Source organism: Streptomyces sp. JLBT605 (assembly GCF_058215555.1).
In genome coordinates this window covers 1594283-1613413 of the sequence record NZ_CM177087.1, presented here as the reverse complement: position 1 = coordinate 1613413, position 19131 = coordinate 1594283, and the positions used below count along the sequence as shown (strand labels likewise).

The window sequence follows — 19131 nt, the reverse complement described above, 5'->3', positions numbered from 1 at the left end:
GATCAAGGAAGGCCACAGCATGGCGCACCACGAGCCCGAGAGCCTGTCCCCGCCGCAGCTCGCCGCCATCCGGCGCAGCGTCACCAGCGGCCGGATGGCACTCACCCGCCGATCCCTGCTGCGCGCGGGCGGCGTCGGGGCGCTGGCCACCGGTGGGCTCTCCACGCTCACCTCGTGCGGCATCCCGCCCGCGGCCCGCCAGGAGTCCGGTCCCTCCGACGACCACTCGGACGAGGAGAAGCGCCTCAACTTCTCCAACTGGACCGAGTACATGGACGTCACCGACGACGGCAAGCACCACCCCACGCTGGACGCCTTCCGCCGACGCACCGGCATCACGGTCAAGTACACCGAGGACATCAACGACAACGTCGAGTTCTTCGGCAAGGTCAAGCCCCAGCTGGCCGCCGGCAAGGACATCGGCCGCGACCTGATCTGCGTCACCGACTGGATGGCGGGCCGGATGATCCGGCTGGGCTGGATGCAGAAGCTGGACTCGGCCAACCTCCCGCACGCCTACACCAACCTCTCCGCCCAGTTCCGCAACCCCGACTGGGACCCCGGCCGCGCCCACTCCTACCCCTGGACCGGCATCCCCGCCGTCATCGCCTACAACAAGAAGGCCACCGGCGGCCGCAAGGTCGACTCCATCAGCCAGCTCCTGGACGACCCCAAGCTCAAAGGCCGGGTCGGCATGCTCACCGAGATGCGCGACACCGTCGGCCTCACCCTCCTCGACATGGGCAAGCGGCCGGAGGACTTCACCGCCGACGACTACGACGCCGCCATCGCCCGGCTCCAGAGGGCCGTCGACAAGGGCCAGATCCGCCGCTTCACCGGCAACGACTACACCACCGACCTGGACAAGGGCGACCTCGCCGCCTGCGTCGCCTGGGCCGGCGACCTGATGCAGCTCCAGGCCGACAACCCCGCGATCGACTTCGCCATCCCCGACAGCGGCTACATGATCTCCACCGACAACCTGCTGGTACCCAGCGGCGCCCGGCACCAGAAGAACGCCGAGCGGCTCATCGACTACTACTACGAGCCCAAGGTCGCGGCGCAGCTCGCCGCCTGGATCAACTACGTGTGTCCGGTCGACGGCGTACGCGCCGAGCTCGCCAGGATCGACAAGGAGCTGGCCGCGAACCCGTTCATCCTCCCGGACGAGGACATGGCCGCGAAGTCCCACGCCTTCCGCTCGCTGACCGGCAAGGAAGAGACCGCGTTCGAGGACAAGTTCACCAAGCTCATCGGCGCCTGAACCGGAAGAAGCCACCGATCATGACCCAGCAGCCCACCGGCGACACCGCTCGCGCCGCCTCCGGCGGGGACGTACGCCTCACCGGGATCAGCAAGACCTACGGCTCCTTCACCGCCGTCCACCCCCTCGACCTGACCATCCCCGCCGGCTCCTTCTTCGCCCTCCTCGGCGCGTCCGGCTGCGGCAAGACCACCACCCTGCGCATGATCGCCGGCCTGGAGGAGCCCACCACCGGCACGGTCGAACTCGCCGGGCGGGACGTCACTGCCCTCCCGCCCTACAAGCGCCCGGTCAACACCGTCTTCCAGAGCTATGCGCTCTTCCCGCACCTGGACATCTACGAGAACATTGCCTTCGGACTGCGCCGCCGCGGCGTCAAATCCGTGAAGAAGCAGGTCGGCGAGATGCTCGACCTGGTGCAGCTGGGCGACTTCGCCCGCCGCAAGCCGCAGCAGCTCTCCGGCGGCCAGCAGCAGCGGGTCGCCGTCGCCCGCGCCCTCATCAACCACCCCCAGGTGCTGCTGCTCGACGAGCCGCTGGGCGCGCTCGACCTCAAACTCCGCCGCCAGATGCAGCTGGAACTCAAGCGCATCCAGACCGAGGTCGGCATCACCTTCGTGCACGTCACCCACGACCAGGAGGAGGCCATGACCATGGCCGACACGGTCGCGGTGATGAACGGCGGCCGGGTCGAACAGCTGGGCGCCCCCGCCGAGCTGTACGAGAACCCGAGCACCACCTTCGTCGCCAACTTCCTCGGCACCTCCAACCTCATCACCGCCGAGGTCACCGGCACCGACGGCGACGACCTGCTGGTCCGCGCCGCGGGCGGCCGCCTCGCCCTGCCCGCCGGCCGATGTACCGCCCCCACGCCCACCGGCGGCCAGGTGCTGCTGGGCGTACGGCCGGAGAAGATCTCCCTCACCCACGCCGACGACGCCGACACCATCCCCGACGGCCGCAACCGGCTGACCGGCCGCATCGCCGACTCCAGCTTCATCGGCGTCTCCACCCAGTACGTCATCGACAGCCCGGCGGGCACCGCGCTCTCCGTCTACGAGCAGAACATCGAACGCGACGCCCGCCTGGTCCCCGGCGCCGAGGTCGTCCTGCACTGGAACCCGGCCCACACCTTCGGACTCGACGCCGAGCAGTCCCCGCTGGCCGGCACCGAAGCCGAGGCGGTGGCCTGATGACCGCCCTCGAGACACCCCCGGCCCTGCCCGGACCCCCGCCCCCGGCCGCCGCCGGCAAGGTGCGCGGGCCCGCCCTCCGCAAGCGGCTCGTGCCGTACTGGCTGCTGCTCCCCGGCATCCTGTGGCTGCTGGTCTTCTTCGTCGCCCCGCTCGTCTACCAGGCGTCCACCTCGCTGCAGACCGGGTCGCTGGAGAAGGGCTTCGAGGTCACCTGGCACGTACGGACCTACGCCGACGCGCTGACCGAGTACTACCCGCAGTTCCTGCGCTCGGTGGTGTACGCCGCCACCGCCACCGGCCTGTGCCTGCTGCTGGGCTACCCGCTGGCGTACCTCATCGCCTTCAAAGCCGGCCGCTGGCGCAACCTGCTGATGATCCTGGTCATCGCGCCGTTCTTCACCAGCTTCCTGATCCGCACCCTCGCCTGGAAGACCATCCTGTCCGACAGCGGCACCGTGGTCTCCGCCCTCAACTCGCTGCACGTACTGGACGTGACCAGCTGGCTCGGCGTCACCGAGGGGGAGCGGGTGCTGGCCACCCCGCTCGCCGTCGTCTGCGGACTCACCTACAACTTCCTGCCGTTCATGATCCTGCCGCTCTACACCTCCCTGGAGCGCATCGACGGCAGACTGCACGAGGCGGCCGGCGACCTGTACGCGCGCCCCTTCACCACCTTCCGCAAGGTGACCTTCCCGCTGTCCATGCCCGGCGTCGTGGCAGGCACCCTGCTCACCTTCATCCCGGCCACCGGCGACTACATCAACGCCGAACTACTGGGCTCCGCCGACAAGAAGATGGTCGGCAACGTCATCCAGTCGCAGTTCCTGCGGGTCCTGGACTATCCGACCGCGGCCGCGCTCTCCTTCATCCTGATGGCGGCGATCCTCGCCATGGTCACCGTCTACATCCGCAAGTCCGGGACGGAGGACCTGGTCTGATGAGCTCCCTCACCCCGCCGAGCCGGCCGCAGGGCCGCCCCCTGGGCCGGCCGCTGGGCTGGCTCCGCAGAAACCTGGTGGTGCTGGCCGGCCTCACCACCCTCGGCTACCTCCTGCTGCCCAACGTCGTCGTCCTGGTCTTCTCCTTCAACAAGCCCAACGGACGCTTCAACTACAGCTGGCAGCGCTTCTCCACCGAGGCGTGGACCGACCCCTGCGGCGTCGCCGACCTGTGCGGCTCGCTCGCCCTCAGCCTGAAGATCGCCCTGTGGGCCACCATCGGGGCGACCGTGCTGGGCACCCTGATCGCCTTCGCGCTCGCCCGCTACCGCTTCCGGGCGCGCGGTGCGGTCAGCAGCCTGATCTTCCTGCCGATGGCCATGCCCGAGGTGGTGATGGCCGCCTCGCTGGCCACCCTCTTCCTCAACATGGGCATCGACTTCGGCTTCTGGACGATCCTCATCGCGCACATCATGTTCTGCCTGAGCTTCGTCGTCACCGCCGTCAAGGCACGCGTCCTCAGCATGGACCCCCGGCTGGAACAGGCCGCCCAGGACCTCTACGCCACCCCGGCCCAGACCTTCCTGCGCGTCACCCTGCCGATCGCCGCACCCGGCATCGTGGCCGGCGCACTGCTGTCCTTCGCGCTCTCCTTCGACGACTTCATCATCACCAACTTCAACGCCGGGTCCACCGTGACCTTCCCCATGTTCGTGTGGGGATCAGCGCAGCGTGGCACACCTGTCCAGATCAACGTGATCGGCACGGCCATGTTCGCCATCGCCGTGCTCTGCGTCCTCGCCGGCCGACTGGCCGGCACCCGCCGCAAAAGGAGCTGAGAATCATGGCCACACGCGCCATGACCCCTGAAAGTGCCCTTCGATCCCTCTCCGACGCCGAGCCACGGCCCTACTGGCTCGACGACCCCGGCCGCCCCAAGGCGCAACCCGCCCTCGTCGGCGACGAGAGCTGCGACCTGCTCGTCGTCGGCGGCGGCTACACCGGCCTGTGGACCGCGCTGCGCGCCAAGGAACGCGACCCGCAGCGTGACGTCGTCCTCGTCGAAGGACATGAGACCGGATGGGCCGCCTCCGGCCGCAACGGCGGCTTCTGCGCCGCCTCCCTCACCCACGGCCTCGGCAACGGCCTCGCCCGCTGGCCCGAGGAACTGATCACCCTCGACCGGCTCGGCCGCCGCAACCTCGACGACATCGAGGCCACCCTCGCCCGCTACGACATCGACTGCCACTTCGAACGCACCGGCGAGATCGACGTCGCCACCGCCCCGCACCAGCTCGACGAACTGCGCGAGACCGTCCGCGCGGCGGCCCGGTACGGCCTGGACGCCGGCGAACTCCTCGACCGCGACGCGCTCCGCGCCGAGGTCGACTCACCCACCTTCCTGGGCGGCCTGTGGGACCGCACCGGTGTGGCGATGCTCCACCCCGCCAAGCTCGCCTGGGGCCTCAAACGCGCCTGCCTGGGCCTGGGCGTGCGAATCTACGAGCACACCCCCGCCCAGCGGCCGGTCAGCCGCGGCGGCCACCTCACCGTCACCACCCCCTACGGCACGGTCCGCGCCCGGCAGGTGGCCCTGGGCACCAACGCCTTCCCCTCCCCGGTACGCCGCCTGCGCCCCTACGTCGTCCCCGTCTACGACCACGCGCTGATGACCGAACCGCTCACCCCCGACCAGCTCGCGGCCATCGGCTGGCGGAACCGCCAGGGACTGAGCGACAGCGCCAACCACTTCCACTACTTCCGCACCACCCCCGACCACCGCATCCTGTGGGGCGGCTACGACATCGTCTACCGCTTCGGCGGCCGGGTGCGCGCCGAGTACGACCACCACCCCGCCACCTACCGGACCCTGGCCCAGCACTTCTTCCACTGCTTCCCGCAGCTGGAGGGCGTCCGCTTCAGCCACGCCTGGGGCGGGGCCATCGACACCTGCTCCCGCTTCTCCGCCTTCTTCGGCACCGCCCACGGCGGCCGCCTGGCCTACGCCCTCGGCTACACCGGCCTCGGCGTCGGCGCCACCCGCTTCGGCGCCGACGTGATGCTCGACCTGCTGGCCGGCGAGCGGACGGCACGCACCCGGCTGCGCATGGTGCGCAGCAAACCGCTGCCCTTCCCGCCGGAGCCGCTGCGCTGGGCGGGCATCGGCCTCACCCAGTGGTCGATGACCCGCGCCGACCGGCGTGGCGGCCGCCGCAACCTGTGGCTGAAGGCCATGGACAAGGCAGGGCTCGGCTTCGACTCCTGACCGGCGCCGGGGCGCGAGCCGGGGCGCGGCGCTGCCCGCCGCCTCACCACCGATCGCCGGCGGGAGCCGGGTAAGAATCCACGGCCCCGTGCCTCTCTGAACCGTGAGGGCACCGCCGACCGGCGGCGGCCGCACGGAAGCCGACATAGGGGGGACCGCGGATGAACGGCGCGGGGGCGAGGAACGCGGTGGACTGGCTGGTCTCGGTGGCACCCGACCCGGGCGCCTGCCGGTGGACCTGGGAGCGTGATCCGCTCGGAGTCGTCCTGCTGCCCGCCGGGCGGCTGTGGGACGTGCTGATCCTGCCCGGCGGGCTGGGCACCGTCACCCTCGACGTGCTGCGCCGCCGCACCGAGCCGCCGGGCCCGGTGCTCGGCGACATCCAGGACGCCCGGGTGGGCTTCTTCGTCCCGCCCGGCACCACCACCCACTGGATCGGCACCGACGTCCGGGGCGCCGGCTCCGGCACCTGGGTCGTCGTGCCGTACCCCGGCCGGGCCACCGGCGGCGTGCACTGGCTGGTGCCACCCGACGGCTCGGGTCACCTCACCGACCCGGCCGTCCTGGAGCTGGCCATGCACGAGGCGGTGGTCCGGCTCATCCGCGAGGGGTGACGGCGCCTCAGTCGGGGGCGTCTCAGTCGGGGGACGTCTCAGCCGCCTGGGCTGATGGCGTCTCGCTCGCAGGGGCTGGTGGCGTCTCGCCCGCCGGGGCGCAGGCACCGTCGGCACAGCGCGTACAGTCCGGTCAGCAGCGCCCCGGACAGGCACCAGCTGCCGATGACATCGAGCGGCCAGTGGTAGCCGCGCAGCACCAGCCCCAGCGCCACACACCCGTCGAGCAGTACCACCGCCGCGCACACCAGCCCGGTGCGCACCGCGGCACCGGGCACCGCGCCACCGGGCGGTACGGGGATCCGGCGGCGGGGCGGGGCGGAGGCCGGGGAGCGCCGGGGCGGGCAGGCCCGGCCGGACATCAGCAGCAGCATCGCCGCCGCGCCGTAGGCGACGGCGGCGGTCGCGGTGTGTCCCGAAGGGTAGAAACCCTCCGTGCCGGCCAGTGGGCCGGGCGGGGCGGGCCGGTCGATCAGCGTCTTCACCGGGGCGATGAGCGCGGGCACCGCCGCCATCGCGACCACGGCCGCCAGTGGCGCGGGCCACCAGGAGCGCCCGGCCCGGCGCAGCCGCCACCCCGCGTACCCCAGGGCCACCGCCAGCACCGGCAGGGCCACCGACATATTGCCGAGATCGGCGAAGAACTGGGCGAGCGGTCCGGGCAGCAGCCGGCCGCGCGCCGCCCGGCCGACCCGCTCATCAGCCCCGCGCAGCGGTCCGCCCGCCGCCACCTGCCAGGTCACGACCGCGAACAGCAGGACGCACAGAGACGCACCGAGGGTGAGGAGCAAAGCGGGCGACCCCGGAACAGGGGGGGAGGTTCCGGGGCCGCCGAGGCGATCGGTGCGCCGCGCGCCCCGGGGGGTTTGGGGCGGGCGGCCGTCCGATCGGTGAGGAGATCCGGAGCCAGAGGCTCCAGTGGTGTGCGCGAGGGCACGGCCGCGTCGGAGCCGGGGAAGCGCCGGCACGGCATCGCTCGCAGTCCCCTGCGAGCGGGGTGTTTCTCTCATCTGCAGAAACCGTACGGCAGGGAAGGCCGGGCGGACAGGCGGATCACCCGTCCGACATCGGCCCCCCACATCTTCTTCACGCCGTCCTCCCGGGCCGCCGCCGGCCCCTCCGCCGAGGATGACAGACCGTCACCTGACGGGGTGTCGCGGCGGAGGTCGGCGGCGGCCACGGGTCGGGGAACGGCGCCGGTCACAGCTGGGCGAACGCGCCCTCGATGATGTCCAGGCCCTCGTTGAGCAGGTCCTCGCCGATCACCAGCGGCGGCAGGAAGCGCAGCACGTTCCCGTACGTACCGCAGGTGAGCACCAGCAGACCCTCCGCGTGGCAGGCCTTCGCCAGCGCACCGGCGGCCTCCGCGTTCGGCTCCTTGGTGGCCGGGTCCTTCACCAGCTCGATGGCGATCATCGCGCCGCGGCCGCGCACGTCGCCGATGATGCCGTACTTCTCCTGCATCGCGGCGAGGCGGCCCTTCATGACCTCCTCGATGCGCTTGGCCTTCGCGTTCAGGTCCAGCTCACGCATGGTCTCGATGGCGCCGAGCGCGGCGGCGCAGGCGACCGGGTTGCCACCGTAGGTGCCGCCGAGGCCGCCCGCGTGCGCGGCGTCCATGATCTCGGCGCGGCCGGTCACCGCGGCCAGCGGCAGACCGCCGGCGATGCCCTTGGCGGTGGTGATCAGGTCCGGGACGATGCCCTCGTCCTCACAGGCGAACCACTGGCCGGTGCGGCAGAAGCCGGACTGGATCTCGTCCGCCACGAACACGATGCCGTTGTCGTTGGCGAACTTCACGATCGCCGGCAGGAAGCCCTTGGCCGGCTCGATGAAGCCACCCTCACCGAGCACCGGCTCGATGATGATCGCGGCGACGTTCTCGGCGCCGATCTGCTTGGTGATCTGGTCGATGGCCTGGGCCGCGGCCTCCGGGCCGCAGTTCTCCGGGCCGGTCGGCCAGCGGTAGCCGTAGGCCACCGGCACCCGGTAGACCTCGGGCGCGAACGGGCCGAAGCCGTGCTTGTACGGCATGTTCTTGGCGGTGAGCGCCATGGTGAGGTTGGTGCGGCCGTGGTAGCCGTGGTCGAAGACCACGACGGCCTGGCGCTTGGTGTGCGCACGGGCGATCTTGACCGCGTTCTCCACGGCCTCGGCGCCCGAGTTGAACAGCGCCGACTTCTTCGCGTGGTCGCCCGGCGTCAGCTTCGCCAGCTCCTCGCACACCTCCACGTAGCCCTCGTACGGGGTCACCATGAAACAGGTGTGCGTGAAGTCCGCGAGCTGCGCGGAAGCGCGGCGCACCACGGCCTCGGCGCTGGAGCCGACCGAGGTCACGGCGATGCCGGAGCCGAAGTCGATCAGCGAGTTGCCGTCCACGTCCTCGATCACGCCGCCGCCCGCGCGCACCGTGAACACCGGCAGCACGGATCCGACGCCACCCGCCACCGCGGCGCTACGGCGCGCCTGCAGCTCCTGGGACTTCGGGCCGGGGATCGCGGTGACGACGCGGCGCTCCTGCGGGAGGGTCGGGCCTCCGGACAGTTCGGTCATGAGGTACTCCAGGGTCATAAGGGGCTGAGAGGGGAAAGAACAGGGTTTTAGACGGCAGGCTAGGGGCGCGGGAAGGCAACGGGCATGTTCCGTTCGGGAGCACTGGGCGTGTTGCGTTGTCCGTCACGGACATAGCGCACGACCGACCCGGCCACGCCGCACACCGGCCCGGCGCCGCCCCGCACCGAGGCGGCATCCCGCCAGGTCGCTGAACTCCCCGCTCCGGCCCACTAGATTGAACGTCGGCACTGAGCGTCGGCGCACGCATCGAGGCATACGCAGGACCTGGCTGTCAGGGGGCAAGGGGCGGTACATGGACACCGAGGGCACGCACGACTCACGTGGCATGCGACGGGACGCGGTACCCCGCCCGGCCACCCCGCCACCACCCCCGACCCCTCCCGGCCCGCCGACCCCCTCTCCTGGCCCGCCTCCGGCGATGCCGCCGCTGCCACCCTCGGGCCCGGCCGCGCCCAGCGCTGCTCCGCCGGGCTTCGCCGCCCCGCTCCCGGTGCCCCCTCCTCCTCGAACACCGGACCTCGTCGCGGGGACTCCCGCGCCCTTCCTGGACTGGCTCCGGGCGCCGCGATCCACTGGCTCGCCTGGTGTCTGGACGTACGGCCACAAGCCGAAGCCGCCGGAGGATCCGGACCGGGTGCCCACGCGCCGACTGTTCAGTGGGGCGTTGATCGCCTTGCTGTGTACCTGGCTGCTGTGGTCGCTGATTACGCACGACTACCTTGGCGGGTACTGGGTGTGGCCGCTGGAAGTGCTGCTCGATCTCTTCGGAGCCGAGGACATGTTCAGCAGCGCGAAGGGCAACGCAGACACCATCGAGACCATCGAGGCCTCTTACAAGACTGCTTGGTTCCTGGGTATCGCGGCTCTCTTTTGGAGAGTCAGTGGCTGGGGAGAAATCCTTCGCCGCTACGTCGCCCCAGTCTTCCGCAGCCTGCGGACCGCGCCCGCCCACGCACCCCTCGCCCCCCACACCGACCCCGCCGAATGGCCCGAGCTGCGCGCCGCCGGGGCGCATGGCGCGGCTGACCGGCTGGCCGCCGAGGCCCGCAGCGGCCGGATGAACGACGTCGACCACTCCCGGATCGACCGCGCCTGGCAGTCCGTACGCGCCCAGCCCAGCCGCCTGGCGGCCTTCACCGACACCGTGCTGCGGCACGGCGCCGCAGCCTGCGCGCACCCCTCCGGCGCGCGCGACCTGCCGGTGCGCACCGCCCAGCACGACCTCCTCGCCCACCAGGTGCGCATCGGCGCCGCCACCGAGGACCTCCGGAACCCCTACGAGCACCGCGGGGTGAGCCTCGCGCTGGACCCGTCCGTGCTCGGCACCTCGCTGCTGGCCGTCGGCCCGCCCGGGGCCGGGAAGACCGGGCGGCTGGTGCGGCCGGTCGTGGAGTCGCTGTGCCTGCAGGCGCTCGCCGGCCGGGTGGCCGTGGTGGCCGTGGGGCCCGCCGGCGCCGGGATCGGGCCGGACGACGCCTTCGACGTCGTGGTGAAGATCGGCCGCCCCGAGTCCGCCTACGACCTCGACCTCTACGGCGGCACCACCGACCCCGACGAAGCCGCGGGCGTGCTCGCCGAGGCGCTGGTCGGCGACCTCACGCACGTGCTGCCCGGCGGGGACAGCCGCCGCGCCGCGACCGCGCTCGCCCAGCTGCTGGGCCCGTTCCGCGCCGCCCACCACCGCTTCCCCTCGGTCTCCGAGCTGCGCGAGCTGCTGGAGGGTTCGAAGACCGCGATCAGCGCGCTGCGGGCCGCCCTGGACGAGGCGGGGGAGTCGGCGCAGGCCCGGGAGCTGGACGCCCGGGTCCGCCAGTCGGCGGCGGCCGGGGACGCCGGGGCACTCCTCGCCGACCGGATCGCGCTCCTGGACAGGCCGGTCTTCGCGGACTTCTTCGACACCCGCGGGGACCGCAAGCCGTTCTCGCTGCGCGCCCTGGAGCACCCGCTGCGGGTCCGTATCGACCTTCCCGAGCGCGGTCACGCCGAGGCGTCGCGGATGCTGGCGCGGCTGGTGCTCGCGCAGTTCACCGAGTGCGCGGTCGGCCGGGCGGACCGTTCGCTCTTCGCCTGCCTGGTGCTGGACGACGCCTCGCACACCGTCACCCCCGAGGCGCTGCGCGGCATCCAGCGGCTGCGGGCCGCCAACGCCGGGGCCGTGCTGACCCTGCGCACCCTGGACGACGTGCCGGAGGCGCTGCGCAGCGCGCTGCTGGGCGCGGTCGGCTGCCGGATGGCGTACGCCGGGGTGACCACCTGGGACGGCGCCCGGTTCGCCGAGGTGTGGGGCACCGCATGGGTGGAGACCCGGGACGTCACCGACCGGCAGATCATCTCCGACGAGCCGATGACCAAGGTGCTGCACTTCATCCGCAAGGTGGTCACCGGCCGGCACGCGACCATCCAGTCGGTGACCGTGCGGAAGGTGGAGCGCGAACGCTGGTCGGCCTCGGAGCTGGCGAACTCCGTACCTCCGGGCCACGCGGTGCTCTCGGTCACCTCCGTCCGGGGGGAGAGCGCGCCGCCGGTCCTGGTCGACCTGCGCGGATGACGTGAAATCCTCCACTGAGGCAGAATTGGCGGCAGCCGTTCATACAGGGCGGCAGGGCGGAGTGTGGATCGCGCGTCGTGTCCCGGCGATGCCCGACCGGTCCGACGAGCCCGCGCTCCGACGCCCAGCCCGCCGCCGAAGCCTCATCGAAGGTGCCATGCCTCCTCCCACGCTCGCCTCACTCGTCCACCACTCCACGCTCAAGCTGGCCGTGCTCGCGGGCGAGGACCGGCTGGACACCCCGGTGCGCTGGGCGCACGTCAGCGAGCTGACCGACCCGGTGCCGTACATGGACGGCGGCGAGCTGCTGCTCATCACCGCGATGAAGCTGGACGCCGAGGACCCGGAGGCGATGCGCGCCTACGTCCGCAGGCTCGTCGGCGCCGGGGTGGTCGGGCTCGGCTTCGCGGTCGGCGTGAACTACGAGAAGGTCCCGGACGCGCTGATCACCGCCGCCCGCGAGGAGCACCTGCCGCTGCTGGAGGTGCCGCGCCGCACGCCGTTCATCGCCATCAGCAAGGCGGTGTCAGCGGCCATAGCCGCCGACCAGTACCGCGCGGTGACCGCCGGATTCGAGGCGCAGCGCGAGCTGACCCGGGCCGCGATCGGCGCGGAGGGCCCCGCGGCGCTGCTCGCCCGGCTTGCCGCGCACCTCGACGGCTGGGCCGCGCTGTACGACGCCTCCGGCGCGGTGGTGGCCACCGCCCCCGACTGGGCGGCCCGGCGCGCCGCCCGGCTCGGCGACGACGTGGACCGGCTGCGGGCCCGCCCGGCGCCGGCCAGTGCCGTGATCGGCGGGGACGGCGAGGAGCCGGGGGAGGAGACGGCGGACCGCGTCGAACTCCAGTCGCTGGGCACCGGACGCCGGGCCCGCGGCGTGCTCGCGGTCGGCACCGGAGCCCCGCTCGGCACCGCGGAGCGGTACGCCGTGAACTCCGCGGTGGCCCTGCTGACCCTCACCACCGAGCGCTCCCGGTCGCTGCAGGCCGCCGAGCAGCGGCTCGGCGCGGCGGTGCTGCGCATGCTGCTGGCCGGCCAGCCCGATCACGCCCGCGCCGTGGCCGGCCGGCTCTACGGTGGGCTGCTCGACGCCCCGTTCCGGATGCTCGTCGCGGAGGCGGCACCGGGAGCCGGGGCGCAGCAGGCGGCAGGGGTGGACCAGTCCGCCGCCGAAGGCCCCGCGTCCCCGCCGCCCGCGCCGCCCGGTCCCGGCGCGGCCGCCGCCGGCCAGGCCGAGAGGACCGCACCGCAGGCGGCGCAGCCCGGGCAGGCGGGCCGGGCAGCGGGGGCCGCACCGGCCGGGGAGGCCGCGCCCGATCCGCTCGGCGCGCTCGCCGACGCCCTGGAGACCGCCGCGGCCCGTACCGGCGAGGCCGTGCTCGTGGTGCCGGACGGCGAGCGGCTGGTCGTGCTCGCCTCGGACGGCGGCGCCGCGGTGGCCGCCTGCGCCGAGTACGCGGCGGCGGTCGACGCCCGGCGCGGCACCGCCACCCGCCCCCGGGAGCGAGCGGGAGCGGCGGCCCCCGCCGACGACCTGGTGATCGGACTGTCCGCGCCGGCCGGACCGATCGCCGCCGCGGCCGCCTACCGCCAGGCCGAGCAGGCCCTGTCGGTGGCGCGGCGCCGCGGCCGGGTGCTGGTGGAACACGAGGAGGTTGCCGCGGGCTCGGTGCTGCCGCTGCTGGCGGACGACGCCGTCCGGGCCTTCGCGGACGGCATGCTGCGCGCCCTCTACGAACACGACGCCACCGGGCGCGGCGATCTGGTGGCCTCCCTCCGGGCCTGGCTGTCCCGGCACGGCCAGTGGGACGCGGCCGCCGCGGACCTCGGGGTCCACCGCCACACCCTGCGCTACCGGATGCGCCGGGTCGAGGAGATCCTGGGCCGGTCGCTGGACGACCCGGACGTCCGGATGGAGCTGTGGCTGGCCCTCAAGGCCACCTCGGCCGGCTCCGCCGACGGCCCCCTCACCGATGCCTGACCCGCCGGACGGGCGGCCCACGCCAATCCGGTGTGGGCCGACAGGCGACTGCTCCGTGTAGGACAAAGGCTCTTAGGCCTGCCCGCCCCTACGGTGGGGAGGGGAAATCCACCCTGAACCAACCGCACCATCCCACCACTTCGGAAGGGCCGGGATCCGCTGTGACATCCTCCCGCGTAGCTCCTCACGCGTTCTGGCTCGCCGGCCGCAAGGCGACCGGCGAGGACACCTTCGACGTCACCTCTCCCTGGGACGGCCGTGTCGTCGGCACGGTGAGCGTCCCCACCGAGGCGCAGGTCGAGGAGGCCGTGGCCGCCGCCCATGCGGTGCGGGACGAGTTCGCCGCCACTCCGGCGCACGTCCGGGCCGCCGCGCTCGACCACGTCTCCAAGCGGCTCGTGGAGCGCACCGAGGAGATCGCCCAGCTGATCTCCGCGGAGAACGGCAAGCCCATCAAGTGGGCCCGCGGTGAGGTCGGCCGCGCCGTGTCGGTCTTCCGGTTCGCGGCCGAGGAGGCCCGCCGCTTCAACGGCGGCGAGGCGCAGCGGCTGGACACCGACGCCGGCGGCGCCGGGCGCCTCGCCCTCACCCGCCGCTTCCCGCGCGGCACCGTGCTGGGCATCGCGCCGTTCAACTTCCCGCTGAACCTGTGCGCCCACAAGATCGCCCCGGCCATCGCGGTCGGCGCGCCGATCATCCTCAAGCCCGCGCCCGCGACCCCGCTGTCCGGGCTGATCCTCGGCGAGCTGCTGGCCGAGACCGAGCTGCCGGCCGGTTCCTGGTCCGTGCTGCCGGTGCCGAACGACCGGATGCCCGCCCTGGTCCAGGACGAGCGGCTGCCGGTCATCTCCTTCACCGGCTCCGACAAGGTCGGCTACGCGATCATGGACTCGGTGCCGCGCAAGCACTGCACCCTGGAGCTGGGCGGCAACGGCGCCGCCGTCGTGCTGCCGGACTTCTCCTCCGAGGAGGACCTGGACTGGGCGGCGACCCGCATCGCCACCTTCTCCAACTACCAGGGCGGCCAGTCCTGCATCTCGGTGCAGCGGGTCATCGCGGACGCGTCCGTCTACGACCGGCTGCTGCCGAAGATCGTCGCCGCGGTCGAGGCGCAGGTGACCGGAGACCCCTCCGACGCCACCACCGACGTCGGTCCGCTGGTCAACGAGGACGCCGCCAAGCGTGTCGAGGCGTGGGTGGACGAGGCCGTCGAGGCGGGCGCCCAGCTGCTCACCGGCGGCAAGCGGGACGGGGCGTCCTACGCGCCGACCGTGCTGGTCGACGTCCCGGCCGGGACCACCCTGGCCTGCGAGGAGGTCTTCGGGCCGGTCCTGACCGTGCAGAAGGTGGACGGCGAGGCCGCCGCGTTCGCCGCGGTCAACGACTCCAAGTACGGGCTCCAGGCGGGCGTGTTCACCCGCGACCTGCAGACCGCCTTCCGCGCCCACCGGGCGCTGGAGGTCGGTGGCGTGGTCATCGGCGACGTCCCGTCCTACCGCGCCGACCAGATGCCGTACGGCGGTGCCAAGCAGTCCGGTGTGGGCCGCGAGGGCGTGGCCTACGCCATGGACGACTACACCTACGAGCGCGTCCTGGTGCTCACCGGGCTCGCCCTGTAAGGAGCCGGAAGCCCGGCAGGGCAGCCCGGAAGATCTCCGGGCACGGCCCGTCCCGCGGATGCCCCGCGGCCTGGTCAGACGCCCAAGTGGATATGGCCGGCCCAGAGCCAGGGAGCCGTCGGATACGCCTCGCGCACGCCCCGCACCGCCCGGTGCAGGGCGTGCGCTGCGCTTTCCGCCACCGCGGACGGCTCCGGCTGCCGCCCCGCCGCGTCCCCGGCCGCGGAGGCCGGGCCCGGGGCGCCCTCGGTGAGGGCGGCGTGGAAGTCCTGCGCGATCCGCACCGCCGCGTCGTCTTCCACGGTCCACAACGCGCCGATGACCTGCGCGAATCCGGCCACCTGAAGCGCCCCGGCGACCTGGAACGCGCCCGCGGGCCGCGGCGGCTCCCCGGCGGGCGTGCCCGGGGCCGGGGCGGGCAGGCAGGCGGAGAGACAGGCCAGCTCGGCCTCCGGCAGATCGAGCCGCGCGATGTCCGCGACCGTCAGCGGCCCGGTGCCCTGGTCGTCCAGGAGCAGCAGGCCGGATGAGAGCTCGTCGCGGGCGGCGGCCGTCGGGCAGCCGAAGTACACCCAGCGGTGCCGGGGGAGGAGTTCCAGGACCACGTCCCGGCGGGCCCGCTCACCGCTCAGCGTCCGGCCGCCCGGCACCCGCCCGGTCAGCGCCGCGGCCTCCCGCCGCACCCCGCCAGGCTCGGCCGCGCCGAGCGTCGCCGGCACCGTGACCACCAGCGGCCCCGCCGGCCCGGCCCCGGTGGCGGTCCGGCGGGCGCGGGCCCGGATGAGGTCGCGGACGGTCAGCGCGTACGAGGAGACCACCCGGTCCAGCACGGCATCGGTGACGACGCCCGCGGGGGAGCGGCGCTGGGCGGCGTGCAGCGGCAGGGCGGCCAGCGGGCCGGTGGGCACCCACCACAGGCGCGGCATCGGCCGGTCGCGGCGCTGCTTCCCGGTCAGCCGCAGGGCTGCGAGCACCGGTTCGGCCACGGCGTCCCACAGCCAGCCGAGCACCTCGTCGACCTCGCCGGCGGCGGTGTGCCGGGCGCGCGCGGGGGCGCCCGGGTCGCGCGCGACGCGCACCGCGTCCTGGAAGCGCTCGGCGCGGCGCAGCAGTTCCCGGTGGTCCAGGGCGGGCAGCGGGACGGCCCGCAGCGCCTCATCGGTCAGCAGCAGCGCGTCGCAGCGCAGCGGGTCGGTGTTGATCACGACCACCGGACCGTGCCCGCGGGCGGCGGTCAGCAGCTCGGACACCCCGGGCGCCCGCAGAAAGCCCTCGAAGCCGGGCTGCCGTCGGATCCGGTCGGTCAGCAGCTCCCACTCCTCGGCGAGCGCGTACCGGTCCTCGCCGGGCGGATCCGCCGGCGGCCAGGCCCCCAACCGGCCGGACGGGCCGGGCGCGGCGGCGGACCCGGCGGCCGGTTCCTCGTCCTCCGGCCAATCCAGCAGCTCCCGGAGGCGGGCGAACCGGTCGGCCGGCCCCGGGTGCGACTCGCGCAGCTCGGCCAGCTCGGTACGGGCGTCCAGCGCCTGGGCCAGCAGCACCCCCCGGCCCTGCTCCAGCAGGCGCAGCGCCCGGTGCGGGTCGCCCAGTTCCAGCGCGCACGCCGCCGCGTACGTCACGCCCGCGTACAGCGAGGGCTCGCACCCGGCGGGTCCGTCCGAACCGGCCGCGCACGGGTCGGCCGGCCGCGCCGGCGGCCTCGGCACGGCGCTGCCGGCGGGGCGCGGGGCACCACCGGGCCGCAGGGACCGGCGGGGGGCGGTGCGCGCCAGCAACTCCACCACCAGCGCCGCGCCCGTCATCGCGCGCTCCGCCCCGCCCGCCCGGTGCGCGAGCCGCGCCCAGTGCCGGGCGGCGTGGATCCGGGTCCGCACGGCCGCCGTGGGGTCCTCGGCGACCTGCCGGTAGCCGCACTCCGCGGCCAGCAGGTCGGCCGGATCCGTCCGCGCGGCGCCGCGCAGGCTCAACCCCCGGGCGTACTCGGTCACCGCCCCGGCGCGCAGCGGGTGTCCGCCCGGCATCGCCACGGCGGCCTCGCCGGCGGTGTGGACCAGCGCGTCGAGCGCGTCGTCGGTGCCCCGCAGCTCGTACTCCAGGCGCGCGACCCGGCTCAGGGCGCGCAGCCGCCGGGGCTGGTCGGGGTGGCCGTCCAAGGTCGCGGCCGCCGCGAACCGCACGGCCACCGCCGCGGCCGCCAGGTCGTCCGGATCACGGCGCGCGGCATAGCGCTGGAGCAGGCTGTGGCCCAGATCCGCGTGGAGCCGCGGGCGCAGCACATGGCCTGCCGGGACGGCGGCCAGCGCCTCGTGGGCGAGCTCGATCGCGGCGTCCAGGGCGGCCGGGGCGTCCGGCCCGCCCCAGCCCGCGCGGCCGCGCAGCGCCGCGCTGAGGCCGGTGCGCGCCCACGCCCGTTCCTCGTCCCGCGCGGCCAGCGCCACCGCCTCCCGCAGCACGCCGACGGCCTCCTCGGACACCGACGGGTCACCGGAGTGCGCGTGCAGCGCGGACAGGCAGGCCCCCAGGCCCAGCAGCCGCCCGCACCGGCCGGGGTCGTGCGGCGCGGTCGCGGCCACGGCGGTCCGTGCCAGGTCCACCGCGGCGGTCAGATCGGCCCCTTCGCCGGTGCGCAGCCAGCGCAGCCGCAGCACCCCGGACAGGCTCGCCCGGACCGCCGCCGGATCCTCCGACGCCCCCTGGCCCCGCTCCCGGCCCGAGGCGAGGGATTCCCGGAACAGGTCGATCGACTGGTCCAGGTCCCGCCGGTCACCGTTGTGCTCGTACCGGGACCACAGCGCGGTGGCCAGCCGGACCCCGGCCCGCTCGCGCACCGACGGGTCGGCCGCGCCCCGCCACGCCTTCGCGAACCCGCCGATGGCCCGCTCCAGCTCCGGCAGGCCACCGGTCTGCAGATACGTGGCGTGCAGCCCAGAGGCGCGGCGCAGCTCCTCGGCCCAGGAACTGCCCGCCGAGCCGGGCCGCCGGGTCCGCTCCCGGGCCGCGAGGATCACCCGGCGCGAGCGCAGGCAGCTGTCCAACGCGGTGTGCACCCGGTCGTGCGCCGGATGCCCGTCCGGCAGCGTCACCAGCGCCCGCTGGTAGCTGGCGATCGCCTCCTCCAGCGCACTCAGGCTGGCCGTGCTGATGGCGTACTGCAGCAGCGCCGCGCCGAGCTCCGCCAGCCGGGCCGGCTGCTGCGGGTGTCCGGGCGGCGTGCCGCGCACCCCCGCCCTGCCCAGCCGCACCGCGTCCTGAAGCACTTCTGGGTCCGGCTCGTACTGGGCGCGGCGCAGCAGGGCGTTGCCCAGGCTGGACTGCATCCCGGCGTACTCCGGGTGGCTGGAGGGGCAGACCGCCAGACAGCGGCGGTAGAGCGCGATCGCCTCGTCCAGCGCGGCGAGGTCGCAGGTCCGGCCGAACAGCTCCCGCAGGGAGACCGCCAGACCGCACAGATGGCGGCAGAACTCCGGGTCCTCGGGCGAGGTCTCGGCGACGGCGGTGCGTCCGGCCCGCACGGCCTCGGCGAGGGTGCCGCCCGACTGGTCGAGTTCGTAGCTGAGCCGCAGCAGCACGCCGAGCGTGGAGAGGCTGAGCACCCGGTACGGGTCGCCCGCCGGCCGCCGCCCGTACTGGTTCACCGCCGACCAGCAGGCCTCCAGCGCCCGCGCGAGCAGCGCGGGATCGCCGGTGCGGGCGTACGCCAGCCGTGCCCGGTCGGCCGCGGCGAGCGGGTCCGCGGGGGACCCGGGAGCCGCGGGCGCCGGACCGGCCGGGCACGGCGGCTCCGGCCGCGGCCAGGCGGCGTACCCCGCCTCCGCGGCGCACGCCGCGGGCCGGGTGCCCGGCGGGGCGTGGCCGCCGGCCGGCGGATGGGCCGGACCGCTCAGCACCGCCGCCAGATCGAAAGCCGGGGCGAAGGCCGCTTCGCAGGCCGAGCCGCGGGGGGCGTCGAAGCCCGTGTCGAAGCCCGTGTCGAAGCCCGTGTCGAAGGGGGTCGCGAACGTCGGCTCCGGGAGCGGGTCGAGGAACGGGTCGAAGAATGGCTCAAACACCGGTTCCCAGACGGGGCCGGCACCCTGGGCCGACCCGGGGGTGACCGGATCGCCGGTCCGCCCGACGGCCTGCTCGTCCTCC

General features: G+C 74.1%; 12 protein-coding genes. 9 read left to right on the top strand and 3 right to left on the bottom strand.

Annotated features, from left to right (window positions below):
- The first annotated feature begins 19 nt into the window (after positions 1 to 19).
- The 6 genes from AC4BDD_RS07255 (at position 20) to AC4BDD_RS07230 (ending at position 6278) form a co-directional block, all read left to right on the top strand.
- Positions 20 to 1264: a polyamine ABC transporter substrate-binding protein gene (locus AC4BDD_RS07255; protein ID WP_490690145.1), complete on the top strand. Its 1245-nt coding sequence runs from the start codon at positions 20 to 22 to the stop codon at positions 1262 to 1264.
- 20 nt (positions 1265 to 1284) lie between these two features.
- Positions 1285 to 2457 carry an ABC transporter ATP-binding protein gene (locus tag AC4BDD_RS07250; protein ID WP_490690144.1) on the top strand — a complete coding sequence of 391 codons (1173 nt, stop codon included), beginning with the start codon at positions 1285 to 1287 and terminating at the stop codon, positions 2455 to 2457.
- Positions 2457 to 3398 (top strand): ABC transporter permease, encoded by a 942-nt coding sequence (locus AC4BDD_RS07245; RefSeq protein ID WP_490690143.1) that lies wholly within the window; start codon positions 2457 to 2459, stop codon positions 3396 to 3398. Before AC4BDD_RS07250 ends, AC4BDD_RS07245 begins: the two co-directional genes overlap by 1 nt.
- The gene (locus AC4BDD_RS07240; RefSeq protein ID WP_490690142.1) at positions 3398 to 4237 is read left to right on the top strand and encodes an ABC transporter permease; all 840 of its coding nucleotides are present in this window, start codon (positions 3398 to 3400) and stop codon (positions 4235 to 4237) included. The genes AC4BDD_RS07245 and AC4BDD_RS07240 overlap by 1 nt, the downstream gene beginning before the upstream one ends.
- A gap of 5 nt (positions 4238 to 4242) precedes the next feature.
- Complete coding sequence (locus tag AC4BDD_RS07235; RefSeq protein WP_490690141.1) at positions 4243 to 5664, top strand: NAD(P)/FAD-dependent oxidoreductase; 1422 nt, start codon at positions 4243 to 4245, stop codon at positions 5662 to 5664.
- 161 nt (positions 5665 to 5825) lie between these two features.
- Positions 5826 to 6278, top strand: a complete 453-nt coding sequence (locus AC4BDD_RS07230; protein ID WP_490690140.1) for a hypothetical protein — start codon at positions 5826 to 5828, stop codon at positions 6276 to 6278.
- Positions 6279 to 6316: 38 nt separating this feature from the next.
- Here AC4BDD_RS07230 and AC4BDD_RS07225 read toward each other — a convergent pair whose 3' ends face one another.
- Both AC4BDD_RS07225 and gabT read right to left on the bottom strand, forming a co-directional pair.
- Positions 6317 to 7069 (bottom strand): phosphatase PAP2 family protein, encoded by a 753-nt coding sequence (locus AC4BDD_RS07225; RefSeq protein ID WP_490690139.1) that lies wholly within the window; start codon positions 7067 to 7069, stop codon positions 6317 to 6319.
- A gap of 409 nt (positions 7070 to 7478) precedes the next feature.
- Positions 7479 to 8831 carry a 4-aminobutyrate--2-oxoglutarate transaminase gene (gene gabT / locus AC4BDD_RS07220; protein WP_490690138.1) on the bottom strand — a complete coding sequence of 451 codons (1353 nt, stop codon included), beginning with the start codon at positions 8829 to 8831 and terminating at the stop codon, positions 7479 to 7481.
- A 313-nt stretch (positions 8832 to 9144) separates the two neighbouring features.
- Between gabT and AC4BDD_RS07215 the strand changes: the two genes are divergently transcribed.
- The 3 genes from AC4BDD_RS07215 to AC4BDD_RS07205 all read left to right on the top strand — a co-directional run bounded on the left by AC4BDD_RS07215 (position 9145) and on the right by AC4BDD_RS07205 (position 15000).
- Positions 9145 to 11400: an ATP-binding protein gene (locus tag AC4BDD_RS07215; protein ID WP_490690137.1), complete on the top strand. Its 2256-nt coding sequence runs from the start codon at positions 9145 to 9147 to the stop codon at positions 11398 to 11400.
- 157 nt (positions 11401 to 11557) lie between these two features.
- Complete coding sequence (locus tag AC4BDD_RS07210) at positions 11558 to 13381, top strand: PucR family transcriptional regulator ligand-binding domain-containing protein (protein ID WP_490690136.1); 1824 nt, start codon at positions 11558 to 11560, stop codon at positions 13379 to 13381.
- Positions 13382 to 13542: 161 nt separating this feature from the next.
- Positions 13543 to 15000, top strand: a complete 1458-nt coding sequence (locus tag AC4BDD_RS07205) for an aldehyde dehydrogenase family protein (protein WP_490690135.1) — start codon at positions 13543 to 13545, stop codon at positions 14998 to 15000.
- Positions 15001 to 15074: 74 nt separating this feature from the next.
- On the opposite strand, the gene AC4BDD_RS07200 is transcribed toward AC4BDD_RS07205, so the two are convergent.
- Positions 15075 to 19049 carry a CHAT domain-containing protein gene (locus AC4BDD_RS07200; protein WP_490690134.1) on the bottom strand — a complete coding sequence of 1325 codons (3975 nt, stop codon included), beginning with the start codon at positions 19047 to 19049 and terminating at the stop codon, positions 15075 to 15077.
- Positions 19050 to 19131 lie beyond the last annotated feature (82 nt).